We start from the raw sequence: 19,678 nt of genomic DNA on the forward strand, positions 1-19,678 counted from the left end.
TCCCCATACGACATGGCGCGCCTCCTTGACGAGTACCCGTTCGTCTTCGAGGAGTGGCTGGCCCTGTTCGACCGTCGCGGCGAGGGCTTCGCGGCCAAGCGCGAGAGGACGAGGGGCGAGCGCGTGCAGCGCCTGTTCGACCGCATGGGGAGGAAGAAATGAGCAGCTTGAGCATCAGGGTCGAGGGCCTCGCGGAGACGCTGAAGGGCCTCCGCGAAATCGACCGCGAGCTGCCGAAGGAAGTAAAGAGGGGGCTGCGCGAGGACGTGCGGCCCCTTTTTGCAGCCTATCAATCTTACGCGCGCGGCCTCGGCGGCTCCGGGCAGTACGCCGCCAACGCCTCGATGCGGACCATATCGGCGGGCGTGAAGATCGCCAACAGCGACCCCGGAGCAGGCCCCATCGAGTTCGCAAACCCCGGCGCGTTCTACCTGAACGGCCCCAGGGCGGGCAGGCGCATGGGCGTGCCCCATGCCGGGAAACCGCGCGCGCTCATGCGCGCCGTCGACGAATACGAGGACGAGGTGCGCGACCGCGTGGAGTCGCGCATCGAGAAAGTAATCCAGAGGTACCTAAATGGGTAAGGCATCAATCTCCATCGCCGTCACAGGCTCCTATAACGGCTCCGCGCTGGAGAAGGCGGAGAGGCGTCTCGACAGCCTGTCCAAGAAGGCCGTGGCCGCGAGCGGCAACCTAGACACCGCCGGGGGCAAGCTGGTTAGCAGCGGCTCCAAGCTAGCAAAGGCCGGAGGCGAGATATACAACTACGGCGAGCGCGTGGAGCAGGCCGGGCAGAAGATGATGCCCATCTCCGCAGCCATCGCCGCCGTCGGCGTGGCCACCGGTGCCGCAGCCGTCAAGATCGACACGTCCCTCACGGGCGTGCGCAAGACCGTGGACGGCACCGAGGAGCAGTACCGCCAGCTCAAGGAATCGGCCATCGAGTTCTCCAAGACCAACGCGGTGAGCGCCGACCAGATTCTCGACATCCAGGCGCTGGGCGCGCAGCTCGGCTTCTCCATCGACGAGCTGGACGAGTTCTCGCGCGTGGTATCCGGTCTGGACATCGCAACCGACATGAACGCCGAGCAGGCGGCCACCGAGCTGGCGCAGTTCGCCAACATCGTGAAGATGTCGCATAGCGACGTGAGCCGCTACGGCTCGGCCATCGTCAACCTAGGCAACAACCTCGCCACAACCGAATCAAGCGTCTCGTCCATGGGGCAGCGCATCGCTGCCGCATCCAACCAGGTCGGCATGAGCACGCCGGACATCCTCGGATGGTCCGGTGCCATGTCCTCCCTCGGCATCGAGGCCGAGGCCGGTGGCACGGCGTTCTCCAACACCGTCGCATCCATCGACAAGGCCGTGGCCACGGGCGGCGACGCGCTCGACTCGTTCGCGTCCATCGCCGGAATGAGCGCCGACCAGTTCGCCCAGAGCTGGAGGACGAGCGCCACCGACACCATGCTGGCCCTCCTCAAGGGCACCAACAGCGCCGAGAACATGACCGTGGCGCTGGAGTCCATGGGCGTGACCGGCATCAGGCAGACCGACGTGCTCAAGCGCCTCGCGGGCAACACGGACCTCGTGAGCCAGGCGCTTCAGGTATCCAACGACGGATGGCGCGAGAACACGGCGCTGCAGGACGAGGTCAACAACCGAAACGACTCCATGGCCGCCAAGCTGGAGATTCTGCAGAACAAGGTCACGGCGGTGGCCGAGGACATCGGCACGCCGCTGGTAAACGCCGCCACCGACGCCGTCGACGCGGCCGAGCCGCTCTTCGAGTCCGTCGAGAACGTGACGCAGGGCTTCGCCGACATGGACGAGGGCGCGCAGCGCAATATCATCACGCTCGCCGCCGTGGCCGCAGCCGCCTCGCCGTTCCTCACCACCACTGGCCGAATCGTCAAGACCGTTGGCAACGCCGTCACGGCCGTGGGCAAGGCCAAGCAGGAGTGGGGCGTCTACGCCGACGCGCTGACCACCACGAACGCCTCGGCGCTGAAGACCTACAGCAGCAACGAGAAGTTGAGCAAGGCCCTCGAGAAGAACCCGGCGGCCAAGGCGGCTGGCGGCGTCGAGAAGTACGTCGAAGCCGTGCGCAACGCCAACAGCGACACGACCAAGTACAACACGGCCGTCCGCAAGCTGTCGAACGAGCAGAAGAAGGGCAGCAAGGCCAACGCCGAACTCGTCGAGAACCTCAAGAAGGAGGTCGTCGAGAAGCGCAACGCCATGAACCAGTCGAACGGGCTGGTGAACGGATACAGGCAGGAGGCCGCTGCGGTCAAGACGTCCGAGGCCGCCACGAAGAGCCATGCCGCCGGACTCATGATGTGGGCGAAGGCCGCAGACGTGGCCAAGCTCGCCCTCGCCGCCGTCGGCCCGGCGCTCGTGATCGGCGCGGTTGGCATGTTCATCCAGAGCATGGAGGACGCCAAGAAACACGCGGACAACCTGAAGGCATCGACCACCGAGCTGGAGGCCGCCGCCGCTGGGGCCAAGAACGAGGTCAAGGAGGAGGCCGGGGCCTTCGACGTCCTCACGGGCTCCACTGGCAGTGCCAAGGCCGACGTCGACAAGATGCTCGAGAGCCAGGCGCAGCTCGCCACCACGCTCAAGGAGACAAACACATCGGCCGCCGCGCAATCGGCACAGCTCACGGCCGCATACGACACCATCAGGGAGTATGCGAACAAGAGCGACTTGAGCACCGAGGCGCAGGGCCGCCTGCGCGCTGCGGTCGATACGGTCAACTCGATGTGCGGCACGCAGATAAGCGTCGTCGACCAGGCGAACGGCAAGCTCGCCGACGAGCACGGCGCAATCAGCGACGTCACCGGGGCGCTCGGCGAGTACGTCGAGAAGAAGCTCGAGCAGATCAGGATAGACGCGCAGCAGTCGAACCTGATGGCTCTCTACGAGCAGCAGGCGCAGGACATCCAGACGCTCGCCATGGCCCAGAAGGACTACAACGACGAAGTCAACCGCTGCATGAAGAACAACCCGCAGATGACGCGCGAGCAGGCCGAGCTGACCATGAGCTACTCGAAGCAGGGCAAGGCGCTTGACGAGGCCAAGGCCGCGCTCGGCGCGGTGAACAACTCCATCGACACCGTCACGGAAAGCCTCGGCGCATCCGTGGCCGTGGCAGACGGGGCCACCGCGAGCGTGAAGGACCTCGCTGCGGCGTCCCCGGCCGTCTCCTCCGCGTTCCTCGGCCTCGACAAGGACCTCGGCCAGTTCTGCGACGACCTCCAGAGCGCCGGAATCAGCGTCGAGGACTTCCAGAGCCTGAACGATGAGCAGCTGATCAAGCTGTCCGCATCGTGGGACGGCACCACCGGGAGCATCATCAAGGCCCTCGGCGACATGGGCATCAAGTGCAAGACGCAGGGGCAGGCAGCGGCCGACAACTGGGCCAGCGGCCTAAGCGCGGGCGCGCAGAGCGCCATCGGCGCGGCCCAGCAGGTCACCGGCTCCACGCTCGAGGAGTTCAAGCGCAACTGCGACGACTACGGCATCGCCGGAGACGCCGCCGTGACGGCCTTCGCCAACGCGCTCGCCCAGGGCGACACCTACGACGTGGCGTCGGCAAAGGCCAGGGAGGCCGTGGGCGGCCTCGACGAGGCCAAGCAGGGCGGCTCCGACGCTGGAACCCTCGCCGGAGCACTGTTCGCCGAGGGAATCACGACCGGAGGCGCGCCGACCGAGGGCAACGCGGCCGCGCTGGCCGCAGCGCTGGCGAGCGGCATATCCACCGCCGCCGCCGACGCATCCGCGACGGGCAACTCCGCCGGAGCGGGCTTCGCGCAGGGCATCGCCGATAACACGCCGCAGACATCCAGCAACGCCGCAGGGCTGCGCGCGGCCCTGTCAGGCGGCATCGCCCCTGCGCCCGGCGACGCATCAAGCACGGGCAAATCGGCGGGCGCGCTGTTCGCCAGCGGAATCGGCTCCGCGTCCGGCAGCGCCAACGCCAACGCGCGCTCGCTGGCCAGCAACGCCAAGTCCGGCGTCTCCTCCTCCCCCGGTGCCCTCGGCGGCACCGGTAGCTCGGCCGGTTCTAACTACGCACGCGGAGTCGGCGCGGCTGCTGGGGCATCGAGGGCGAGCGGCTCGTCGCTCGCCAGCAGCGCCTCCTCCGGCGCGAGCGGGTGGAGCGCATATACCAGCGGCTCGCACCTCGGCCAGCAGTTCGCCAGCGGCATCGGCTCGGCGTGGAACTCCGTACGCAGCTTTGCCACGTCGCTGGTCAATGCGGCCAAAAGCGTCATGGGCTTCTCCGTTCCCGAGGACGGCCCCTGGTCCGGTGCCGAGAAGGGCGGCGAGACCTCGGGACGCCACCTCGGCGAGAACTTCGCCCACGGCATGCTCGAGGCCCGCGCGGACGTGAGGGACAGCGCCAAGCGCCTCATGGCCACGGCGCAGCTCGACGGCAACGTGGCCTACACGGGCAACGGCGGCACCAAGACCACCGTGGTCAACAACTACTACTCGCTGGGCGACGTCAAGATCGACGCCTCCTCGATAAGCGAGTTCATGACACTCAACGACTTCTTCCAGACCGTCCGCAAGGCGAAGGCAGGGATGTAAATGGCATGGGGCAACGAGGTCTGGCCTACGGGCCAGACCGCCTGGAACACATATATCGAGTGGAAGATCAAGGAGTACGGCGAGAACTCCTGCTACGTGCAGGTCAAGTACAGCTCATACGTCAAGTGCGGCGACATGCAGGGCACTATCCTCAACCGCTCGTGGGGCGGCCAGTACCGCATGTACGGCCCCGGCTGGTACGGCGATAGCGGCTGGCTCGACGTCGGCTGGGTCAACTACGGAGACCCCGTCACGCGCGAATGCTCGGCGTGGTACACGGGCTACTCCGGGACTTTCCGCAAGTCGACGTGCAGGGACACCTTCAGGCCCTCGGCCCCGGTCTGGACTCCCCAGACGCCGAGCAACGCCAAGGCCGTGCGCAAGTCCCAGACCCTGAACGTCATCACGTGGACGCGCAACACCACGGCCGCCCGACCGTACGACGGCATCTACGTCGACCGCCAGACCGACGGCGGTGAGTGGGAGAACATCGCCAAGCCCGGCGGCGACAAGACGGAGTACAGCGACGACACGGTGCGGCCGAACCACACGTACCGCTACCGCATCGGCGCATACAACACGGCCGGAAACGCCGGTGGCCACTCCTACACCGAGACGCTGCGCAACCCGCCCGAGAAGCCCACGGCGCCGAGCGGTGCCAAGGTCGAGCGCTTGAGCGACGAGAAGAACCTCATCACGTGGGTAAACCACGCCACGGACGAGGCACCCTACTCCGAGGTGCGCATCGAGCGCAGCACGGACGGGGGCGGCTCCGTCCAGATCGCCCACGTGAGCGGCTCGGCATCCTCCTACACAGACCCGACGTGCTCGGCCGACCACTACTACCGCTATCTGGTCCGCGCGTACAACGAGAGCGGATACTCCGAGCGCGTCATGACCGACCGCACGTTCAACACGCCGTCCGCGCCGTTCAAGCCGAGCGGCCAGCGCACGGGGGACACCTCCGTCGAGCTGACCATCCCGAACCTGTCGCGCACCGCGAGCGCCACCGAGATTCAGCGCTCGCGCGACCGCAAGGACTGGACCACCATCGCCACGGTGACCGGCAAGGCGCTGTCGTTCGGCGACAACCCCGGAGGCGGCACGTTCTACTACCGCGCGCGCAACTTACGAGGCAGCCTCGTCTCCGCGTGGTCCGAGCCATCCGAGGCCATCGTCACGATCTGCGCCCCGGCGGCACCGACGCTCCTCACGCCGACGAGCGGCCAGGTGCTGCTCGTCTCGCAGGGCAGGGTCACGTTCACGTGGCACCACAACCCCATCGACGGCTCCGCGCAGAGCGCCGCCGAGGTCCAGTACTCCACGGACGGCACCGCATGGAAGACGGTGACGGCCGCGACCGCCCAGAGCGCGAGCGTGCCGAACTTCCCCCTCAACTCCACCGTCTACTGGCGCGTACGCACCAAGGGCGTGCACGCGGACTTCGGACCGTGGTCCGGCAACAGCTCGTTCCACGTCCGTCAGCCACCGCAGCTCGCCTTCGACGCGCCCGGCCAGACCGTGCGCAACGTGCCGGTCGGCGTGAGCGTGCAGTACGTCGACGCATCCGGCGCGCTCGCGGCCATGGCCGTGGCCATTACCGATACGGGCGGCAACGTGCTCTACGAGGAGGCGCTCGGCACCTCCACGGCCACGAGCGTCACCAAGGACGAGTGGATGCCGGAGGACGGCGGCGAGTACCGAATCGTGGCCACGGCGCGAAGCACGAGCGGCCTGCAGTCTACGGCCTCCATGCCTTTCCGCGTGGAGTTCGAGCTGCCGCGCCGCGCCTCCCTCCGCATCGAGGCCGACATCGAACGCGGATACGCCGAGCTGCAGTGCATCGTCGACAACAACGACGAGGGGCAGGACGTCGAGAGCCTTAGCATCTGGCGCGTCACGCGCGACGGTGAGAGGCTGATCGCCTCCGACCTGTCCGACGGCTCGTCGGTGGTCGACCGCTACGCGCCGCTTAACACCGAGTACAGCTACCGCGTGGCGGCGTATGCCGCCTCGGGCGCATCGAGGGCGACGGAGCACACGGGCAGCATCAAGACGCCCTACTGCTTCGTCTACTACGGCGACGGCCTCATGGCCCGCGCGCAGTTCGACCCGACCGAACAGCGCAACCTCGAGCGCGCCAACCGCACGCTCGTGCGCTACGCGGGCAGGTCCCATCCCGTCCTATACGACGCGGGCGGCATCAGCGACACCCGCCCCCTGACCGCGCACGTCATAGGCGAGGAGGAGGTCCGCGCCTTCGAGGACCTCATCCTCTACCCGCGCGCCATCTTCAAGAGCGTGGCCGGTGACGTGTTCCACGTCGCCGCCGACGTGAGCGTGAACCGCGACCTGTGCATGCCCACGACGCACGCCGACATCAGCCTCTCGCTGACGAGGGTGGACGGTGAGGCCCTGTGATCTGGACAGGTTTCCGGCAGGAGTCGTACATCTACCGCCGCGTGACGTGGCCCGGCCTCGTCGAGGCCGAGGACTACGGCATGTTCACCGGCGGGCGGCTCACGCACTCCGCGCTATCGCAGCTCCGCTCCCAGGGCACACTCGACTTCTCCGGCAGCGCCATACCCGACGAGCACGACCTCGTGCGCGTGTACTACCAGATGGAGGACGAGCGCGGCGAGGCCGGGACCTTCGCCCTCGGGACGTACTTCTGCAGCATCGGCACGCCGAAATACAACGGGCCGCTGGTATCCGGCAGCGTCGACCTCGAATCGACACTGCGCCTCGCGGTCAAGGGGAAGTACGGCCGCTACTACACGGTGAAGGCGGGGACCAACGCGGTCGCGCACGCCGACGGCATCTTCAAGCGCCTCGGCCTCCGGACGAACGAGCCGCGCTGCGACTACGTCCTGCCGAGGGACGTGGTGTACGAGCCGGACGACAGCTGGCTGAAGATAGCCAACGACCTCCTCGCCATGGCCGGGTTCGCATCGGCCTACCCCGACGCATACGGAGTTATCCAGATGGTCCCGTACGTCGAGCCGCAGGCGCGCAAGCCGGTGCGCACGTTCAACGACGGCGAAGACTCCATCATGCTCCCCGAGGTATCCAGATCGGACAACGCGGACGACATACCCAACGCCGTGTACCTGACCTACGAGACGGAGGAGGAGAGCCTCTGGGCCGTGTGCCGGAACACCGACCCCAACTCCCGCGCGTCCATCCCGTACAGGGGCTACGAGGTCCCGCTCGTCGACCAGGTGACGGAGCTCACGGGAGCCACCAAGGACGAGCGCCTAGATGCCCTCAAGGCCAAGGCGAAGACGAAACTCGTGGACAACTCCTCGTCCATCGAGTACGTCGAGTGGGGCCACCCGTGGGTACCGCTGCTGCCAAACGACGCGGTCGGCATCGACTATCTCACCGCCGGGCTAAATTGGCGCGGTGCGATAACGGAGCAGGAGATAGAGGTCGGAGGCCACTGCGCGGTGACGGGCAAGGCCCGCCGCTTCATCCGCTCCGGCTTCGTCACCGAGACGGAGGGAGGGTCATGGTAAGCGGCCACGAGCTGTACGAGCTGCTGTTCGGCGGGACGGGCGCAAAGGAGTCCCACACGTGGGGCACCGTCGCCGCAGTCAACAAAGACGGGACCGCCGACGTGCGGCTCAACCCATCCATATCGACCACCTGCACGTGCCTGGCCGAGGTGAAGGCCGGGGACCGCGTGCTGGTGCTCGTGTTCAAGCAAGGAGCAGTAGTGCTCGGGAAGGCGGTCTAGATGCTCATAGACCTCACGCTCGACATCGAGAAGGGCACCAACCGCTTCTCGACGCTCGACAACCCCATCACGCTTCGGCAGCAGGATGCCGAGGCGTACGTGTTCAACGTCAACCTGCGGCAGGGGGGCGCGGTGCTCGACCTCACGGGCATGACCGTGCGCTTCTACGCGCTGCGGCCGGACGGCGGGAAGGTCATCGACGGCGAGAACGTCGCGGTGCTCTCCGCGCCGGACGGAATCGTGCAGTACACCGTCCCCGCCAAGCTCACGCAGGCGGCCGGGGACATCCCGACCTCGTACATCCGCATCAGCTCGGGCGACTGGTCGGCATCCACGGGCAACATCGCCATCAGGGTCGTGCCCTCGGTGGCCATCGAGGCCACGGGCGGCGACTACATCCCCGAGATCGACCACCTCATCAACGCGCTCGAGGCGCAGCGCGTCACCTACGGCAACGCCGAGGATGTGCGCGCGTCCGAGTGGCAGGCAATCATGGACGAAGTCTCCAACGCGCGCGGCCGGGCGAACAGCGCCGCCGACCGCTGCGAGGCCGCGCTCGCGTCGCTCAAGGTCGACTACGACGACCTGACGGACGACGCGAAGGAGAAGATCGCCGCCATGGCCAGCGCCGGAGTGGTCTTCGCCACGCACGCGGAAATCGACGAGGCGTTCGAATCCATCATCGCCCCGGCAATCGGCACCGACACGGTCCTCGACGGCCTCACCCAGGAGGACTACGACTACGCCTTCGGCAAGGTATTCGGCCAGTAAAGGAGAAATAATGGCAGTACAGGTAAACAAGGTCATGACGTTCGGCGACACCGTCGACCTCATCACCAAGGTGCACAAGGCCTCGGCGAACCCCGTGGCCGTCGCGCCGCACTACGACGGCACCAAGGGCGAGTACGACAACCTCGGCGAGTGGTTCAGCCTGCGCCGTGACGGCAAGGTGTACGGCGTCGACATCCCCGAGTACACCTACTCGAACGACCCCAAGGGCATCAAGACGCGCGACAACGTCGGCCTCGTGTGCCAGCCCGCCACCAACACCACGGCGGGCCGCGACGACTACTCCAAGCTCAACGCCTTCGAGTACTTCACGGTGAACGGCACGGTCGACGACAGCGGCAAGTTCCACTGCACGGCCATGAAGGGCGACGGCCGCTTCAGGGCCGACGGCTCCAACGGCGACGTCTGGGTCATGGCCTGCCCCGGCTACTACAGCATCACGCGCAGCAACGGATACAAGCGCCTGCTCTACTCCGACACCAAGTACGAGGGCATGAGGCCGCTGCCGGGCCAGAAGTACGCCGACGGCACCGAGCGACCGCTCCTCGTGTTCTCGCCCTATCTCGCGTGGTGCGATTCCAACAACGTGCCCCACAGCTACTCCGGCAAGGTCCACACGTTCCAGTTCGGCTCGCACGACACCGGCATCAGCTACAGCAAGAAGAAGGGCGCGGGCTACACGGGCCGCACGGTCGCCGACAACTTCTACCTCCAGCTCATGCTCATGCTCAAGTACGCCACGCAAGACCTGCAGAGCCTCGGCGGCTGCACCGACTACGCGAACCAATACAAGGTCCTCGAGGCCGAGACGGGCGTGAACCGCGTGCTGCTGCCGAAGGCTGCGGCCGACTACTTCCTCGTCGGCTCCACGCTGAACTGCGGCCCGAACAGCGACCGAGGAGCGACCGCAGGCCAGTCCACGTTCGCCTACCGCACCGTCACCAAGATCGAGACGATGAGCGACCGATGCGCGGTCTACGTCGACGGCGCACCGTTCACCACGGCCGTCGACGACTACGTGAGCGCCATGCCGTGGAAGACGGGCACGTGCGACAACCTGCTCGGCACGGACGGCTACCCGCTCGCGGGCAAGCCCAAGCATCGCCAGCCGTACCGCATCCAGGGCATCGAGGTGCTCTGCGGAGCGTACGAGCCGCTGTGCGACGTGATCGTGAATCAGGTCAAGACGTCGGCCGACGAGGGCCACTGCGAGCTGTACAAGTGCTTCGATTCGCGCAAGTACTCCTCGGCCCTCGACGCCAACCACGTCAAGCTCGACCTCGAGCTGCCAGCGCGCGACAGCAAGACCAACGGCCAGTGGATGTACAACGAGGACTGGCAGGAGTCCGCGAAGTGCCCCGGCCTCCTCGTGCCTACAGGCTCCAAGGGAACCTCGACGACGGGCACCTGCGACGCGATATATTCCGACCCGATCTCATCCCCCGGCCTGCGAGAGCTGCGGTGCTTCGGCGATCTCTGGACTGGGTCTCTGTGCGGTGCCTTCTACGGCGGTTCGAACTTCGGGCTCGGCGGCGCCTGGTGGACCTGTGGCGGTCGGCTATCTGGCCTGGGGGTCACCATGGCCTAGCCATGGTGCGGGGGTGAAGCGCAAGCGAGGGGGCAGCGCCCCCTCATCACCCCTCCCAGGCCCCTTGGGGGTTCTCGGCGGTAGCCGCTTGGTTCTCGGCCTTCTGCAGTGCTTCGGCAATCTCAGGAATGGGTCTATGTACGGTGCCTTCTACGGCAATTCGAACAACAGGCTCGGCAACTACAGGTGGAACTATGGCGGTCGGAAATCTGGTCAAACGCGGAACACGCTCGTCGAGTCCACCCGCTTCGAGCGGGCTTGCCCCGTCAACTGACGAAAATATAAACCACACGGCGTTTGGTAGCCAGGCGGCGAAGAACGCCAAAACCAGATAGGAAACAATGAGGCGTTACTGCAAGCGCGTGGACATCGAGGACGAGGGCTTCTGCCTCGTCGCGGTCCGCGACTTCCTGCGAGGCAAGAGCGGGCGCAGGGAGGTGCAGGCGCTTCTGGACGAATACGGAGGCGAGGAGGAGCTGGCGCGCTCCCTCGCCGCCGAGATACGCGAGCGGCGCGTCACGGTCGCCCCCATCCAGTATTTCAATAGAATCGAGCCGATCAACGGCAAGCACCGCATCATCGGGCGCGAGACGCCGAAGCACCAGTGCTTCGACTACATCGCGGTGAACGGTCTGTCCGAGATGCTCATGGCCAAGATAGGCGACTACCAGACGGCCTCCATACCGGGGCGCGGGCAGATATTCGCCAAGCACGCCATCGAGAAGTGGATACGCGAGCCGGGGGCCAAGTACTTCATAAAGCTGGACATCCGCAAGTTCTACCCGAGCATCGACCAAGACGTGCTCCGCGCCATGCTCGCGCGCGACGTGAAGAACGAGGCCCTGCTCTACCTCGTCGGCGTCCTCCTCGACCAGTTCCCGCACGGCCTGAACATCGGCTCGTTCCTAAGCCAATACCTGGCCAACTACTACGCCTCGCGCGCGTACCACTACGCGCAGGAGCACCTGCGCAAGACGCGCGTGAACAGGCGCACGGGCGTGGTGACGGATAAGCGCCTCGTGGACCATGTGCTGTTCTACATGGACGACATCCTGCTCATGGGCCACGACAAGCGCGACCTGAAGATGGCCGCGCGCCGCCTGTCCAAGTTCGTGAACGACGAGCTGCACGTCGAGCTGAAGCCGTGGAAGGTGTGCATCATCGACAAGGAGCCGCTGGATATGGTCGGCTTCGTCTTCTACACGTACAAGACAACCATCCGGCCGGGCATCTTCCTGCGCGCCAGGCGGGCCTTCATGCTCGCCGGGCGGTCGGAGGTCATACCGCTGCCGCTTGCCCGGCGCTGCATCAGCTACTACGGCTACCTGAAACACAGCTGCAGCAAGGGAGTCATCGAGAAATATCACGCGGAGGATACATTCGCACGGTGCAAGGACGTCGTGAGCCTTGCCGAGACCGAGAGGAGACTCGATGAGAGTTTATTCGACGGCGGAGCTTCAGGCCGTGGACTACCACGAGCGCCCGGACGGCTTCGCGGACATCAGGCTGCGCCGCAACATCCAGAAGGTGACGCGCGAGCAGATCGACCCTGCCGGAGAAGCCACCGTGGAGTGGCAGGCTGACGAGCAGTACGTCCTCGCAGCCATCTCGAAGGACGAGGCCACCGAGGCGTTCGACCGGCTCTGGGAGCAGGCCGTGCGCGACGGCATGACCCTCGACGAGCGAATCGACGAGACCGAGCAGAGCGCCAGCGACAGCGGCGACGCCCTCGCGGAGCTCGGCGACATGGTCGCGGAGCAGCAGTCGGCAATCGAGGACCAGGAGGCCGCACTGGCCGAACTCGGAGACCTCGTGGCGGCAATCAAGGGAGGTGAGTAGCAATGGCGAAGATCTATTACCGACAGGTCAAGGCGGGCAAGCGCACCATCGACGAGGTGCCCGAGCTTTGGCGCGAGAAGGTGCAGAAGATGCTGGACGAGGAGGCCTGATGCTCTCCACCGTTATCAGCGGACTGACGCTCGCGGTGGTGACGGGCCTCGCCGGGTATCTCGGCAGGCAGCTGCATGACATCCGCAAGGAGTACTCGGCCGTCATATCCGCGCAGCGCTCTCAACTAAAGGCCTCCATCGTGCGCAGCTACGAGGAGGCAGAGGCCAGGGGCTACATCACGGCCATGGAGCTGGACACGCTCAACAAGCGCGCCGACAACTACGCCCTCCTCCACGGGGACACGTACATCGAGACGATCAGGGCGCACGCCAACACCATGGACATACACGGCAGCATCCCCGAACACACGCATCCCGAGAACCACAATGGTTAGGAGCAACTATGAACAAGGACGCGCTCAAGCGCTGGCTCATCGCCGCAGGAGTCCGAGCCGTGAAGACGGCGGCCCAGACGGCCGTGACGCTCATCGGCTCGACCGCCGTGGCCATCACGTCGCTCGACTGGGGCCAGATCGCGGCCGTGGCCGCGTGCACCGCAGTGGTATCGGTACTCACCTCAATCGCCGGAGTCCCGGAGGTCGAGGAGGGTACCTCGCCGTTTGCGATGCGGCACTAGCGCTGCTCGCGGCATCCGTGCTCGTCTTCCTCTCTCTCGAGCTGGGGATGCCGCAGGTGCGGACGGCCGGAAAGGCGATACCGACCGTCTATGACAGGAGCGCCCCCGCGCAGGTCCCGACCTACCTCCAGACGGACGAGCGCTGGGGTGCTCTCCCCTATGCGGGGGACGACATCGCAACGAGCGGCTGCGGCCTCACGAGCGCGGCCATGGCGTACACCCGCCTCACCGGCGAGGAGTGGACGCCGCTGCGGCTCGCGCTGACCGTCGGCGACACGTGCACCACGGACGGCCTGAACGACATGCAGAAGTTCTGCGCGTGGATGCGCGCGAACGACGGAGGCCTGTCGAGCACGGGCCTGCTCTACGACCAGCAGGAGGCGCTCGGGTATGCCGGGCGCGGCTGGATGGTGTTCGGCTCCATGACCGGCCAGCTCCACGAGGGCGGGAGGGCCTACGGCGGCCACATCGTGCTCATATGCGGGTGGGACGGCAGCACGGCCGACATCCGCGACCCAGACGAGGGACAAGTGAATCTGAACACAGACGAGTTCGCCAGCGTATCGTGGGCGTACTTCATCGCTATAGGGAGTGATTGACGGTGCATGGCATCGACATCAGCAACTACCAGAGGGGCATCGACCTCGACAAGGTCCCGTTCGACTTCATGATCTGCAAGGCGACCGAGGGCACCGGAATCGTCCACGACACCTGCGACGGCTTCGTCCAGAAGGCCAAGGCGCTCGGGAAGAAGTGGGGCTTCTACCACTTCCTGAACGGCGAAGACCCGGTGAAGCAGGCCGAGTTCTTCGTATCGCAGACCAAGAACTACTTCGGCAACGGCGTGCCCGCGCTCGATTACGAGATGTACGGCATGGTCCACGGGGCCGCAGGAGCCAAGAAGTTTCTCGACCGCGTCCACGAGCTGACGGGCATCCGATGCGCTGTCTACATGAGCCGCAGCGTATGCACCGAGGACGACTGGAGCGCCGTGGCCAAGGACCACCCGCTGTGGGTCGCCCAATATGCCAACACGGAGCGTACGGCATACCAGGCGACCCCGTGGCTGCCCTTCGGCGGCTTCGGCGCGTGGAACGAGTGCGCGCTCCACCAGTACAGCTCCAACGGCCGCCTCGACGGATATGACGGGCCGCTCGACCTCGACATCGCGCACCTCGATGCGGACGGCTGGGACAGGGTGGCGAACCCCAAGGGCCTGCCCGTGCCCGATGCCAAGCCGAGCGGGACGGTCCCGCAGCCGCAGGAGACGGCGCTCGAGCTGGCCGCCCGCGTCATGGACGGCACCTACGGCAACGGAGACGCGCGCAAGAAGGCGCTCGGCGGCCGCTACGACGAGGTGCAGGAGTTGGTGAACTACGTCCTGAACACGAGCGCCACGGAGCTGGCCGACGCGGTAATCCGTGGGCAGCTCGGCAGCGGCGAGCTTCGCAAGCGCGTGCTCGGCGGGCGCTACGCAGAGGTTCAGGGCGTGGTCAACGACCGCCTCGGGGCGTCGCCCAAGAAGACCTACACTGTCAAGAGCGGCGACACGCTCTCGGGCATCGCCGCCAAGTACGGCACGGACTACCAGACGCTGGCCAAGGCGAACGGGCTGGCGAACCCGAACGTGATCTACCCCGGCCAAGTTTTGGTGGTCGGATAGCCAAAAGGAAAGGGGAGGCTCCTCGCGGGGCCTCCCCTTTTTCAGTAGTTGCTATTTTAGGCGGCCCGGGAAAACCTGATGAACACGGAACGACCGAGGGCCAGTACCTGGGTTCGACTATCTTTTGAAACGGGGCACCATTTAAACTGAGAAGCCCGTTGCCCTCGCGGTGACGGGCTTTTTGCTATCCATGTGCCGGGGATTCGAACCCCGAGGGCATTAAATCACACTGTCATCCAAGGGCCCGTGGGCAAAAAATAGCAAATATGAGTACTGTTACCAATTTAGTAACAGCGATTGCATATCACCAGAAGGCGATTTAGACGCCAGGAATCCTACGGCGGAAGAATTGCAGACGTTTATCAGCTAAGTACTTGGACATATGTTGCGTAACACAGCATATTTTACAAAAAAATAATGCTACAGCACTTGTGACAGTACTCATATTTGACGTTTTTTGCCCACGACCCCTTATTGCGTGGGTGAATCAGTTGCAAAACGGGCTTCAAAGCGTCCTTCTCAAACAAAAAGCCGGGGCCCGCGCGATGCGGACCCCGGCTCAATACCGTGACGATATGTCAGTTACGTTCTACACGTAGAACAGGATGTCGTCGTAGGTCGGGACCGGCCAGTAGTCGGCGGCAACGATCTCCTCCATGGCGTCCACGGCGGCGCGCAGCGTATCCATAGCGGGAACGACCTCGTGTGCATACACATTGGCCTGCTCCTGGCCATCGAGGGCCTCGGCCTTCTGATGCACGGCGTCGAGCGCCTTGATGGAGTCGTTGATGGCGGTGATGCCGTTGCAGAGCTTGTTGAGCGTGTTCTGCTCGCACTGCATGGCGGCCTCAGCACCGGCGGCACGAATAGTCTCGAGGCCCTTAGCGACCTTGGTGGCGTAGGCGGTAATGACCGGGCGATAGGTACGACGCGCCTCGCGAACCATCGTGGTAGCCTCGATGTTCATGAGCTTGTTGTACTTCTCGAGCTTGCAGTCGTAACGGCACTGGGCCTCGGCCTTGGTCAGGACACCCGTCTCCTCAAAGAGCGCAATGGCCTTATCGGAAACAAAGGCGGGCAGGGCGTCGGCCGTGGTCTTGTTGTTGGCAAGGCCGCGCTTCTCGGCCTCGATGGGCCACTCGTCGGAGTAACCGTCGCCGGAGAACAGGATGCGCTGGTGATCGGTCAGCACCTTCTTGCAGTACTCGAGCGCGGCGTCCTGGAACTTATCCTCGGGCGTACCCTCGAGTGCGTCGGCGAAGGACTTGAGCGACTTGGCCACGGCGGCATCGAGCACCAGGTTGGAGTCGGAGACGTTCTGCTCGGAGCCGCAGGCACGGAACTCGAACTTGTTGCCGGTGAAGGCGAACGGGGAGGTGCGGTTGCGGTCGGTGTTGTCCTGCATCAACTTGGGCAGGGTATCGGCGCCCAGGTCGAGCACGCCGCGCGTGGCATGGACGGAAGCCTTGCCATCGATGATCTTCTCGACGACCTCGGTAAGCTGGTCGCCCAGGAAGATGGACATAATCGCCGGAGGAGCCTCGTTGGCGCCCAGACGATGGTCGTTGCCGGCCGAGGCAACGGAGGCACGCAGGAGCTCCTGATAGTTATCGACGGCCTCGATCACCGCGGTGAGGAAGACGATGAACTGCAGGTTGTCGAGCGGAGTGTCGCCCGGATCGAGCAGATTCTCGGACTCGGTGCCAAGCGACCAGTTGTTGTGCTTGCCCGAACCGTTGATGCCCTCGAAGGGCTTCTCGTGCAGCAGGCAGACCAAGTCGTGGCGGGAGGCGATGAGCTTCATCTTCTCCATCATGACCAGATTCTGGTCGATGGCCTCGTTGACCTCGCCATAGACAGGGGCGAGCTCATGCTGGCAGGGAGCGACCTCGTTGTGCTTGGTCTTGGCGGGAATGCCAAGCGCCCACAGCTCATCGTCCAGGTCCTTCATATAGGCCGAGACGGTGGGGCGGATAGCGCCAAAGTAGTGCTCCTCGAGCTCCTGGCCCTTGCAGGGAGCAGCACCAAAGAGGGTGCGGCCGGTGATGACCAGGTCCCTGCGCTTGCGGTAAGCGTCTTTCTTGATCAGGAAGTACTCCTGCTCATCGCCCACGGAAGGAACGACCTTCTTGGGGGTCTTACCAAACAGCGCCAAAACGCGCTTGGACTCACGCGAGAGCGCGGTCATGGAGCGCAGCAGCGGGGTCTTCTTGTCCAGGGCCTCGCCCGTGTAGGAGCAGAAAGCCGTGGGGATGCACAGGACATCGTCCTTGATAAAAGCGGGGCTGGTGGGATCCCAAGCGGTGTAGCCACGGGCCTCGAAGGTGGCGCGCAGGCCGCCGTTGGGGAAGCTGGAGGCGTCCGGCTCGCCCTGGATGAGGTTCTTGCCCGTAAACTTGGTAATAGCGGTGCCGTCGTGGTTGGGCTCCAGGAAGCTGTCGTGCTTCTCGGAAGTAATGCCCGAAAGCGGCTGGAACCAGTGTGCGTAGTGCGTCGCACCCTTGGAGATGGCCCAGACCTTCATGGCGTGGGCAACGGCGTTGGCCACATCCAGGTCGAGCGGCTCACCGCCCTCGAGGGTTGCAGCAAGGCGCTTCCAAATGTCCTTGGGGAGGTAGTCCTTCATGACTTCCTCAGAGAACACCATGGTCCCGAAGCGGTCAGTAAGATCGGCCATACGGAACTCCCTTCGTATCGGCACCGCGTGAGAAGCGGTGTTGATTACTAACGAACGAGTCATAGATTAGGCTCGTCGTGTTTCCGCGACATTACCGTTATGTTGCTGTCACGAAACCAATCAATGAGGTTACCCTATCGAGGCGGCATTGCCACCCTCAACAGCCAATCAACTGTATAAATTGCAGACCTCTCCCCATAGTTTAAGGGTAGTCAATTTGGGATGGGCTCTATTAACTGGTATTTCGCATCAAATACCATTCAATATAGTCCGATCTTAGATTGACTACCCCGTTATAGGAAATGCCGATAGCGAAGCATTTTCGATTGGTATCCCCAAATAGCGAGTGAAACTCCACCGTAACACAGTGGTGCTGTAGAATCCTTACAACACATCACACTATTAAGTATCTAAAGGAGCACGATATGCGCGTCGACGAGGTTTTTAAGCAGGCAGCATCCCAGGGCACCGCACCCGTTTCGTTTGAGATGTTCCCGCCCAAGGGCGAGCTTACCCTCGACACGGCTCGCGAGGTGGCAGGCAATCTGTGTAAGCTTTCGCCGAGCTTTGTCTCGGTCACCTGCTCGGCCGGCGGCTCGGGTAACGGTGCCACCACCGCCCCCATCGCGCATATGATTTCGAGCGAATTCGATACGCCCTCGGTAGCGCATCTCACCTGCGTGGGCCGCACCCACGCCGACATCGCCGCCAAGATTGACGAGTATCGCACTGCCGGCGTGGAAAACGTGCTAGCCCTGCGCGGCGACCTGCCCGCCGGCGCGACCGAGGACGACAAGCCTGCCTCCGACTACGCCTACGCCCGCGACCTCATCCCCGAGCTCGTCGACGCCGGCTTTTGCGTGGGAGCCGCAGCCTACCCCGAAGGCCACATTGCCTGCGAGGATCTCAACCTCTCGGTCGAGCACCTCAAGCAAAAGCAAGACGCCGGCGCGAGCTTCTTTGTGACACAGCTCTTCTTTGATAACGAGTGCTTCTATCGCTTCCGCGAGCTTGCCGACAAGGCCGGCATCACCGTGCCCATTACCGCGGGCATCATGCCGTTTATGGGCAAGTCGCAGATCAGCCGCATGGTCTTTATGTGCGGCGCGTCGCTGCCCTCCCCCGTCATCAAGATCCTCGCCAAGTACGAGAACGACCCCGAGAGCCTGCAGGCAGCCGGTGTAGATTATGCTGCTCGTCAGCTTTGCGACCTTAAGGAGCACGGTGCCGACGGTCTGCACCTGTACACTATGAACCGTCCTGCAATCGCCGCGACCATTATGGAGCGCCTGGGGTAATGGAAAAACCGCACGTCGATACAACCGTTGCTGAAGTGCCGGCCGACCTTGCGTCGCCGGCGCTTTACCGTATCGACGCTGCCCACCACCCTCGTGTCGACCGTGCCGAGATGCTGCAGTATCTGGGCTACGGCGGCCAGCAGATTGAGCCCGATCTGTCACGACGAATTGAGCTTGTGGTCGAGCGCCTAGAGCTGGATATCGAGCCCCGCGGCGTGCGACGCGTGTTTGCCGTCGATGCCACGGGCGTTGACGAGCAGGGCGAGCCCTGCATCCGCTTGGTTGGCACCAATGTTGAGCTGCGGGGTCGTGATATCTATCGACATCTCAAAGACGCCCGCCTGGCGGCGCTCATGGCCTGCACCCTCGGCATGGACGCCGAGCGTCGCCTGCGCACCACGGGAGCCCAGCAACCCCTGGAAGGCGCCGTGCTCGACGCCGCATGCTCTGCCTATGTAGAAGCTGCTGTTGAGCAGATGGACCGACAGGTCAAGACAGACGCCGCTGCACACGGGCTCGCCGGCAACTGGCGCTTCAGTCCCGGCTATGGCGACTGCCCGCTTACGGCCCAGCGCTCAATCGTGGACGCGCTCAACGCCACACGGCTCATCGGGCTTACCGTCACCCCCACCAGCCTGCTCATGCCCACCAAGAGCGTGACCGCGGTGATCGGTCTGTTCGACGGCGAGGTCCACGACGCCCAGAGCCGCCCCACCTGCAATATCTGCCGCATGCGTGAGCACTGCCGCTTCCGCGCCGCCCACACCACCTGCTATTCCAGCCATTAGGAGCCATC

At 64.6% G+C, this 19,678-nt stretch carries 18 protein-coding genes; 17 read left to right on the forward strand and 1 reads right to left on the reverse strand.

All coding sequences use genetic code 11. From position 1 onward, the window contains the following. Positions 1-12 precede the first annotated feature (12 nt). From LK493_RS02155 to LK493_RS02220, 15 genes are all read left to right on the forward strand, one after another. Positions 13-162, forward strand: coding sequence for a hypothetical protein (locus LK493_RS02155; RefSeq protein WP_215693032.1), 150 nt, complete (start codon positions 13-15; stop codon positions 160-162). Further along, positions 159-584, forward strand: coding sequence for a hypothetical protein (locus LK493_RS02160; RefSeq protein ID WP_117800497.1), 426 nt, complete (start codon positions 159-161; stop codon positions 582-584). The genes LK493_RS02155 and LK493_RS02160 overlap by 4 nt, the downstream gene beginning before the upstream one ends. After that, complete coding sequence (locus LK493_RS02165; protein WP_227789963.1) at positions 577-4,602, forward strand: phage tail tape measure protein; 4,026 nt, start codon at positions 577-579, stop codon at positions 4,600-4,602. Before LK493_RS02160 ends, LK493_RS02165 begins: the two co-directional genes overlap by 8 nt. Then, positions 4,603-7,023, forward strand: coding sequence for a fibronectin type III domain-containing protein (locus LK493_RS02170; protein WP_227789964.1), 2,421 nt, complete (start codon positions 4,603-4,605; stop codon positions 7,021-7,023). Next, positions 7,020-8,120 (forward strand): hypothetical protein, encoded by a 1,101-nt coding sequence (locus tag LK493_RS02175; protein ID WP_227789965.1) that lies wholly within the window; start codon positions 7,020-7,022, stop codon positions 8,118-8,120. The genes LK493_RS02170 and LK493_RS02175 overlap by 4 nt, the downstream gene beginning before the upstream one ends. After that, positions 8,114-8,341, forward strand: coding sequence for a hypothetical protein (locus LK493_RS02180; protein ID WP_227789966.1), 228 nt, complete (start codon positions 8,114-8,116; stop codon positions 8,339-8,341). Before LK493_RS02175 ends, LK493_RS02180 begins: the two co-directional genes overlap by 7 nt. Then, the gene (locus LK493_RS02185; protein ID WP_227789967.1) at positions 8,342-9,112 is read left to right on the forward strand and encodes a BppU family phage baseplate upper protein; all 771 of its coding nucleotides are present in this window, start codon (positions 8,342-8,344) and stop codon (positions 9,110-9,112) included. Positions 9,113-9,122: 10 nt separating this feature from the next. Then, complete coding sequence (locus tag LK493_RS02190) at positions 9,123-10,718, forward strand: hypothetical protein (protein ID WP_227789968.1); 1,596 nt, start codon at positions 9,123-9,125, stop codon at positions 10,716-10,718. A gap of 362 nt (positions 10,719-11,080) precedes the next feature. Continuing rightward, positions 11,081-12,301 carry an RNA-directed DNA polymerase gene (locus tag LK493_RS02195; protein WP_227789969.1) on the forward strand — a complete coding sequence of 407 codons (1,221 nt, stop codon included), beginning with the start codon at positions 11,081-11,083 and terminating at the stop codon, positions 12,299-12,301. Further along, a complete protein-coding gene (locus LK493_RS02200) occupies positions 12,285-12,557 on the forward strand; it encodes a hypothetical protein (protein ID WP_227789970.1) in 273 nt (90 codons plus the stop codon). The genes LK493_RS02195 and LK493_RS02200 overlap by 17 nt, the downstream gene beginning before the upstream one ends. A 2-nt stretch (positions 12,558-12,559) precedes the next feature. Next, the gene (locus tag LK493_RS10195) at positions 12,560-12,667 is read left to right on the forward strand and encodes a CD1375 family protein (protein WP_252200017.1); all 108 of its coding nucleotides are present in this window, start codon (positions 12,560-12,562) and stop codon (positions 12,665-12,667) included. Continuing rightward, a complete protein-coding gene (locus LK493_RS02205; protein WP_227789971.1) occupies positions 12,667-13,002 on the forward strand; it encodes a hypothetical protein in 336 nt (111 codons plus the stop codon). The genes LK493_RS10195 and LK493_RS02205 overlap by 1 nt, the downstream gene beginning before the upstream one ends. A gap of 8 nt (positions 13,003-13,010) precedes the next feature. Next, entirely contained in the window at positions 13,011-13,244 is a 234-nt protein-coding gene (locus LK493_RS02210) for a holin (protein ID WP_117800487.1), read from the forward strand. 17 nt (positions 13,245-13,261) lie between these two features. Further along, on the forward strand, positions 13,262-13,843 hold the full coding sequence (locus tag LK493_RS02215) for a C39 family peptidase (RefSeq protein ID WP_227789972.1): 582 nt from the start codon (positions 13,262-13,264) through the stop codon (positions 13,841-13,843). A 2-nt stretch (positions 13,844-13,845) separates the two neighbouring features. Next, positions 13,846-14,907, forward strand: coding sequence for a GH25 family lysozyme (locus LK493_RS02220; protein WP_321573259.1), 1,062 nt, complete (start codon positions 13,846-13,848; stop codon positions 14,905-14,907). A 589-nt stretch (positions 14,908-15,496) separates the two neighbouring features. On the opposite strand, the gene LK493_RS02230 is transcribed toward LK493_RS02220, so the two are convergent. Then, a complete protein-coding gene (locus LK493_RS02230; protein WP_161160572.1) occupies positions 15,497-17,584 on the reverse strand; it encodes a glutamine synthetase III family protein in 2,088 nt (695 codons plus the stop codon). A 425-nt stretch (positions 17,585-18,009) separates the two neighbouring features. Between LK493_RS02230 and LK493_RS02235 the strand changes: the two genes are divergently transcribed. Together LK493_RS02235 and LK493_RS02240 are read left to right on the forward strand one after the other, a co-directional pair. After that, positions 18,010-18,882 (forward strand): methylenetetrahydrofolate reductase, encoded by an 873-nt coding sequence (locus LK493_RS02235; RefSeq protein WP_161115993.1) that lies wholly within the window; start codon positions 18,010-18,012, stop codon positions 18,880-18,882. Continuing rightward, the gene (locus tag LK493_RS02240; RefSeq protein WP_227789973.1) at positions 18,882-19,670 is read left to right on the forward strand and encodes a vitamin B12 dependent-methionine synthase activation domain-containing protein; all 789 of its coding nucleotides are present in this window, start codon (positions 18,882-18,884) and stop codon (positions 19,668-19,670) included. The genes LK493_RS02235 and LK493_RS02240 overlap by 1 nt, the downstream gene beginning before the upstream one ends. The last annotated feature ends 8 nt before the right edge of the window (positions 19,671-19,678 follow it).

The organism is Collinsella aerofaciens (assembly GCF_020709435.1).
GTDB classification, from domain to species: domain Bacteria; phylum Actinomycetota; class Coriobacteriia; order Coriobacteriales; family Coriobacteriaceae; genus Collinsella; species Collinsella aerofaciens_AU.

What these genes read in the sequence shown, in the direction of transcription:
- LK493_RS02155 (WP_215693032.1), top strand. Translation starts at nt 13, where the DNA reads ATGGCGCGCCTCCTTGACGAGTACCCGTTCGTCTTCGAGGAGTGGCTG.
- LK493_RS02210 (WP_117800487.1), top strand. Translation starts at nt 13,011, where the DNA reads ATGAACAAGGACGCGCTCAAGCGCTGGCTCATCGCCGCAGGAGTCCGA.
- LK493_RS02160 (WP_117800497.1), top strand. Translation starts at nt 159, where the DNA reads ATGAGCAGCTTGAGCATCAGGGTCGAGGGCCTCGCGGAGACGCTGAAG.
- LK493_RS02205 (WP_227789971.1), top strand. Translation starts at nt 12,667, where the DNA reads ATGCTCTCCACCGTTATCAGCGGACTGACGCTCGCGGTGGTGACGGGC.
- LK493_RS02180 (WP_227789966.1), top strand. Translation starts at nt 8,114, where the DNA reads ATGGTAAGCGGCCACGAGCTGTACGAGCTGCTGTTCGGCGGGACGGGC.
- LK493_RS02165 (WP_227789963.1), top strand. Translation starts at nt 577, where the DNA reads ATGGGTAAGGCATCAATCTCCATCGCCGTCACAGGCTCCTATAACGGC.
- LK493_RS02185 (WP_227789967.1), top strand. Translation starts at nt 8,342, where the DNA reads ATGCTCATAGACCTCACGCTCGACATCGAGAAGGGCACCAACCGCTTC.
- LK493_RS02240 (WP_227789973.1), top strand. Translation starts at nt 18,882, where the DNA reads ATGGAAAAACCGCACGTCGATACAACCGTTGCTGAAGTGCCGGCCGAC.
- LK493_RS02235 (WP_161115993.1), top strand. Translation starts at nt 18,010, where the DNA reads ATGCGCGTCGACGAGGTTTTTAAGCAGGCAGCATCCCAGGGCACCGCA.
- LK493_RS02170 (WP_227789964.1), top strand. Translation starts at nt 4,603, where the DNA reads ATGGCATGGGGCAACGAGGTCTGGCCTACGGGCCAGACCGCCTGGAAC.
- LK493_RS02190 (WP_227789968.1), top strand. Translation starts at nt 9,123, where the DNA reads ATGGCAGTACAGGTAAACAAGGTCATGACGTTCGGCGACACCGTCGAC.
- LK493_RS02230 (WP_161160572.1), bottom strand. Translation starts at nt 17,584, where the DNA reads ATGGCCGATCTTACTGACCGCTTCGGGACCATGGTGTTCTCTGAGGAA.
- LK493_RS10195 (WP_252200017.1), top strand. Translation starts at nt 12,560, where the DNA reads ATGGCGAAGATCTATTACCGACAGGTCAAGGCGGGCAAGCGCACCATC.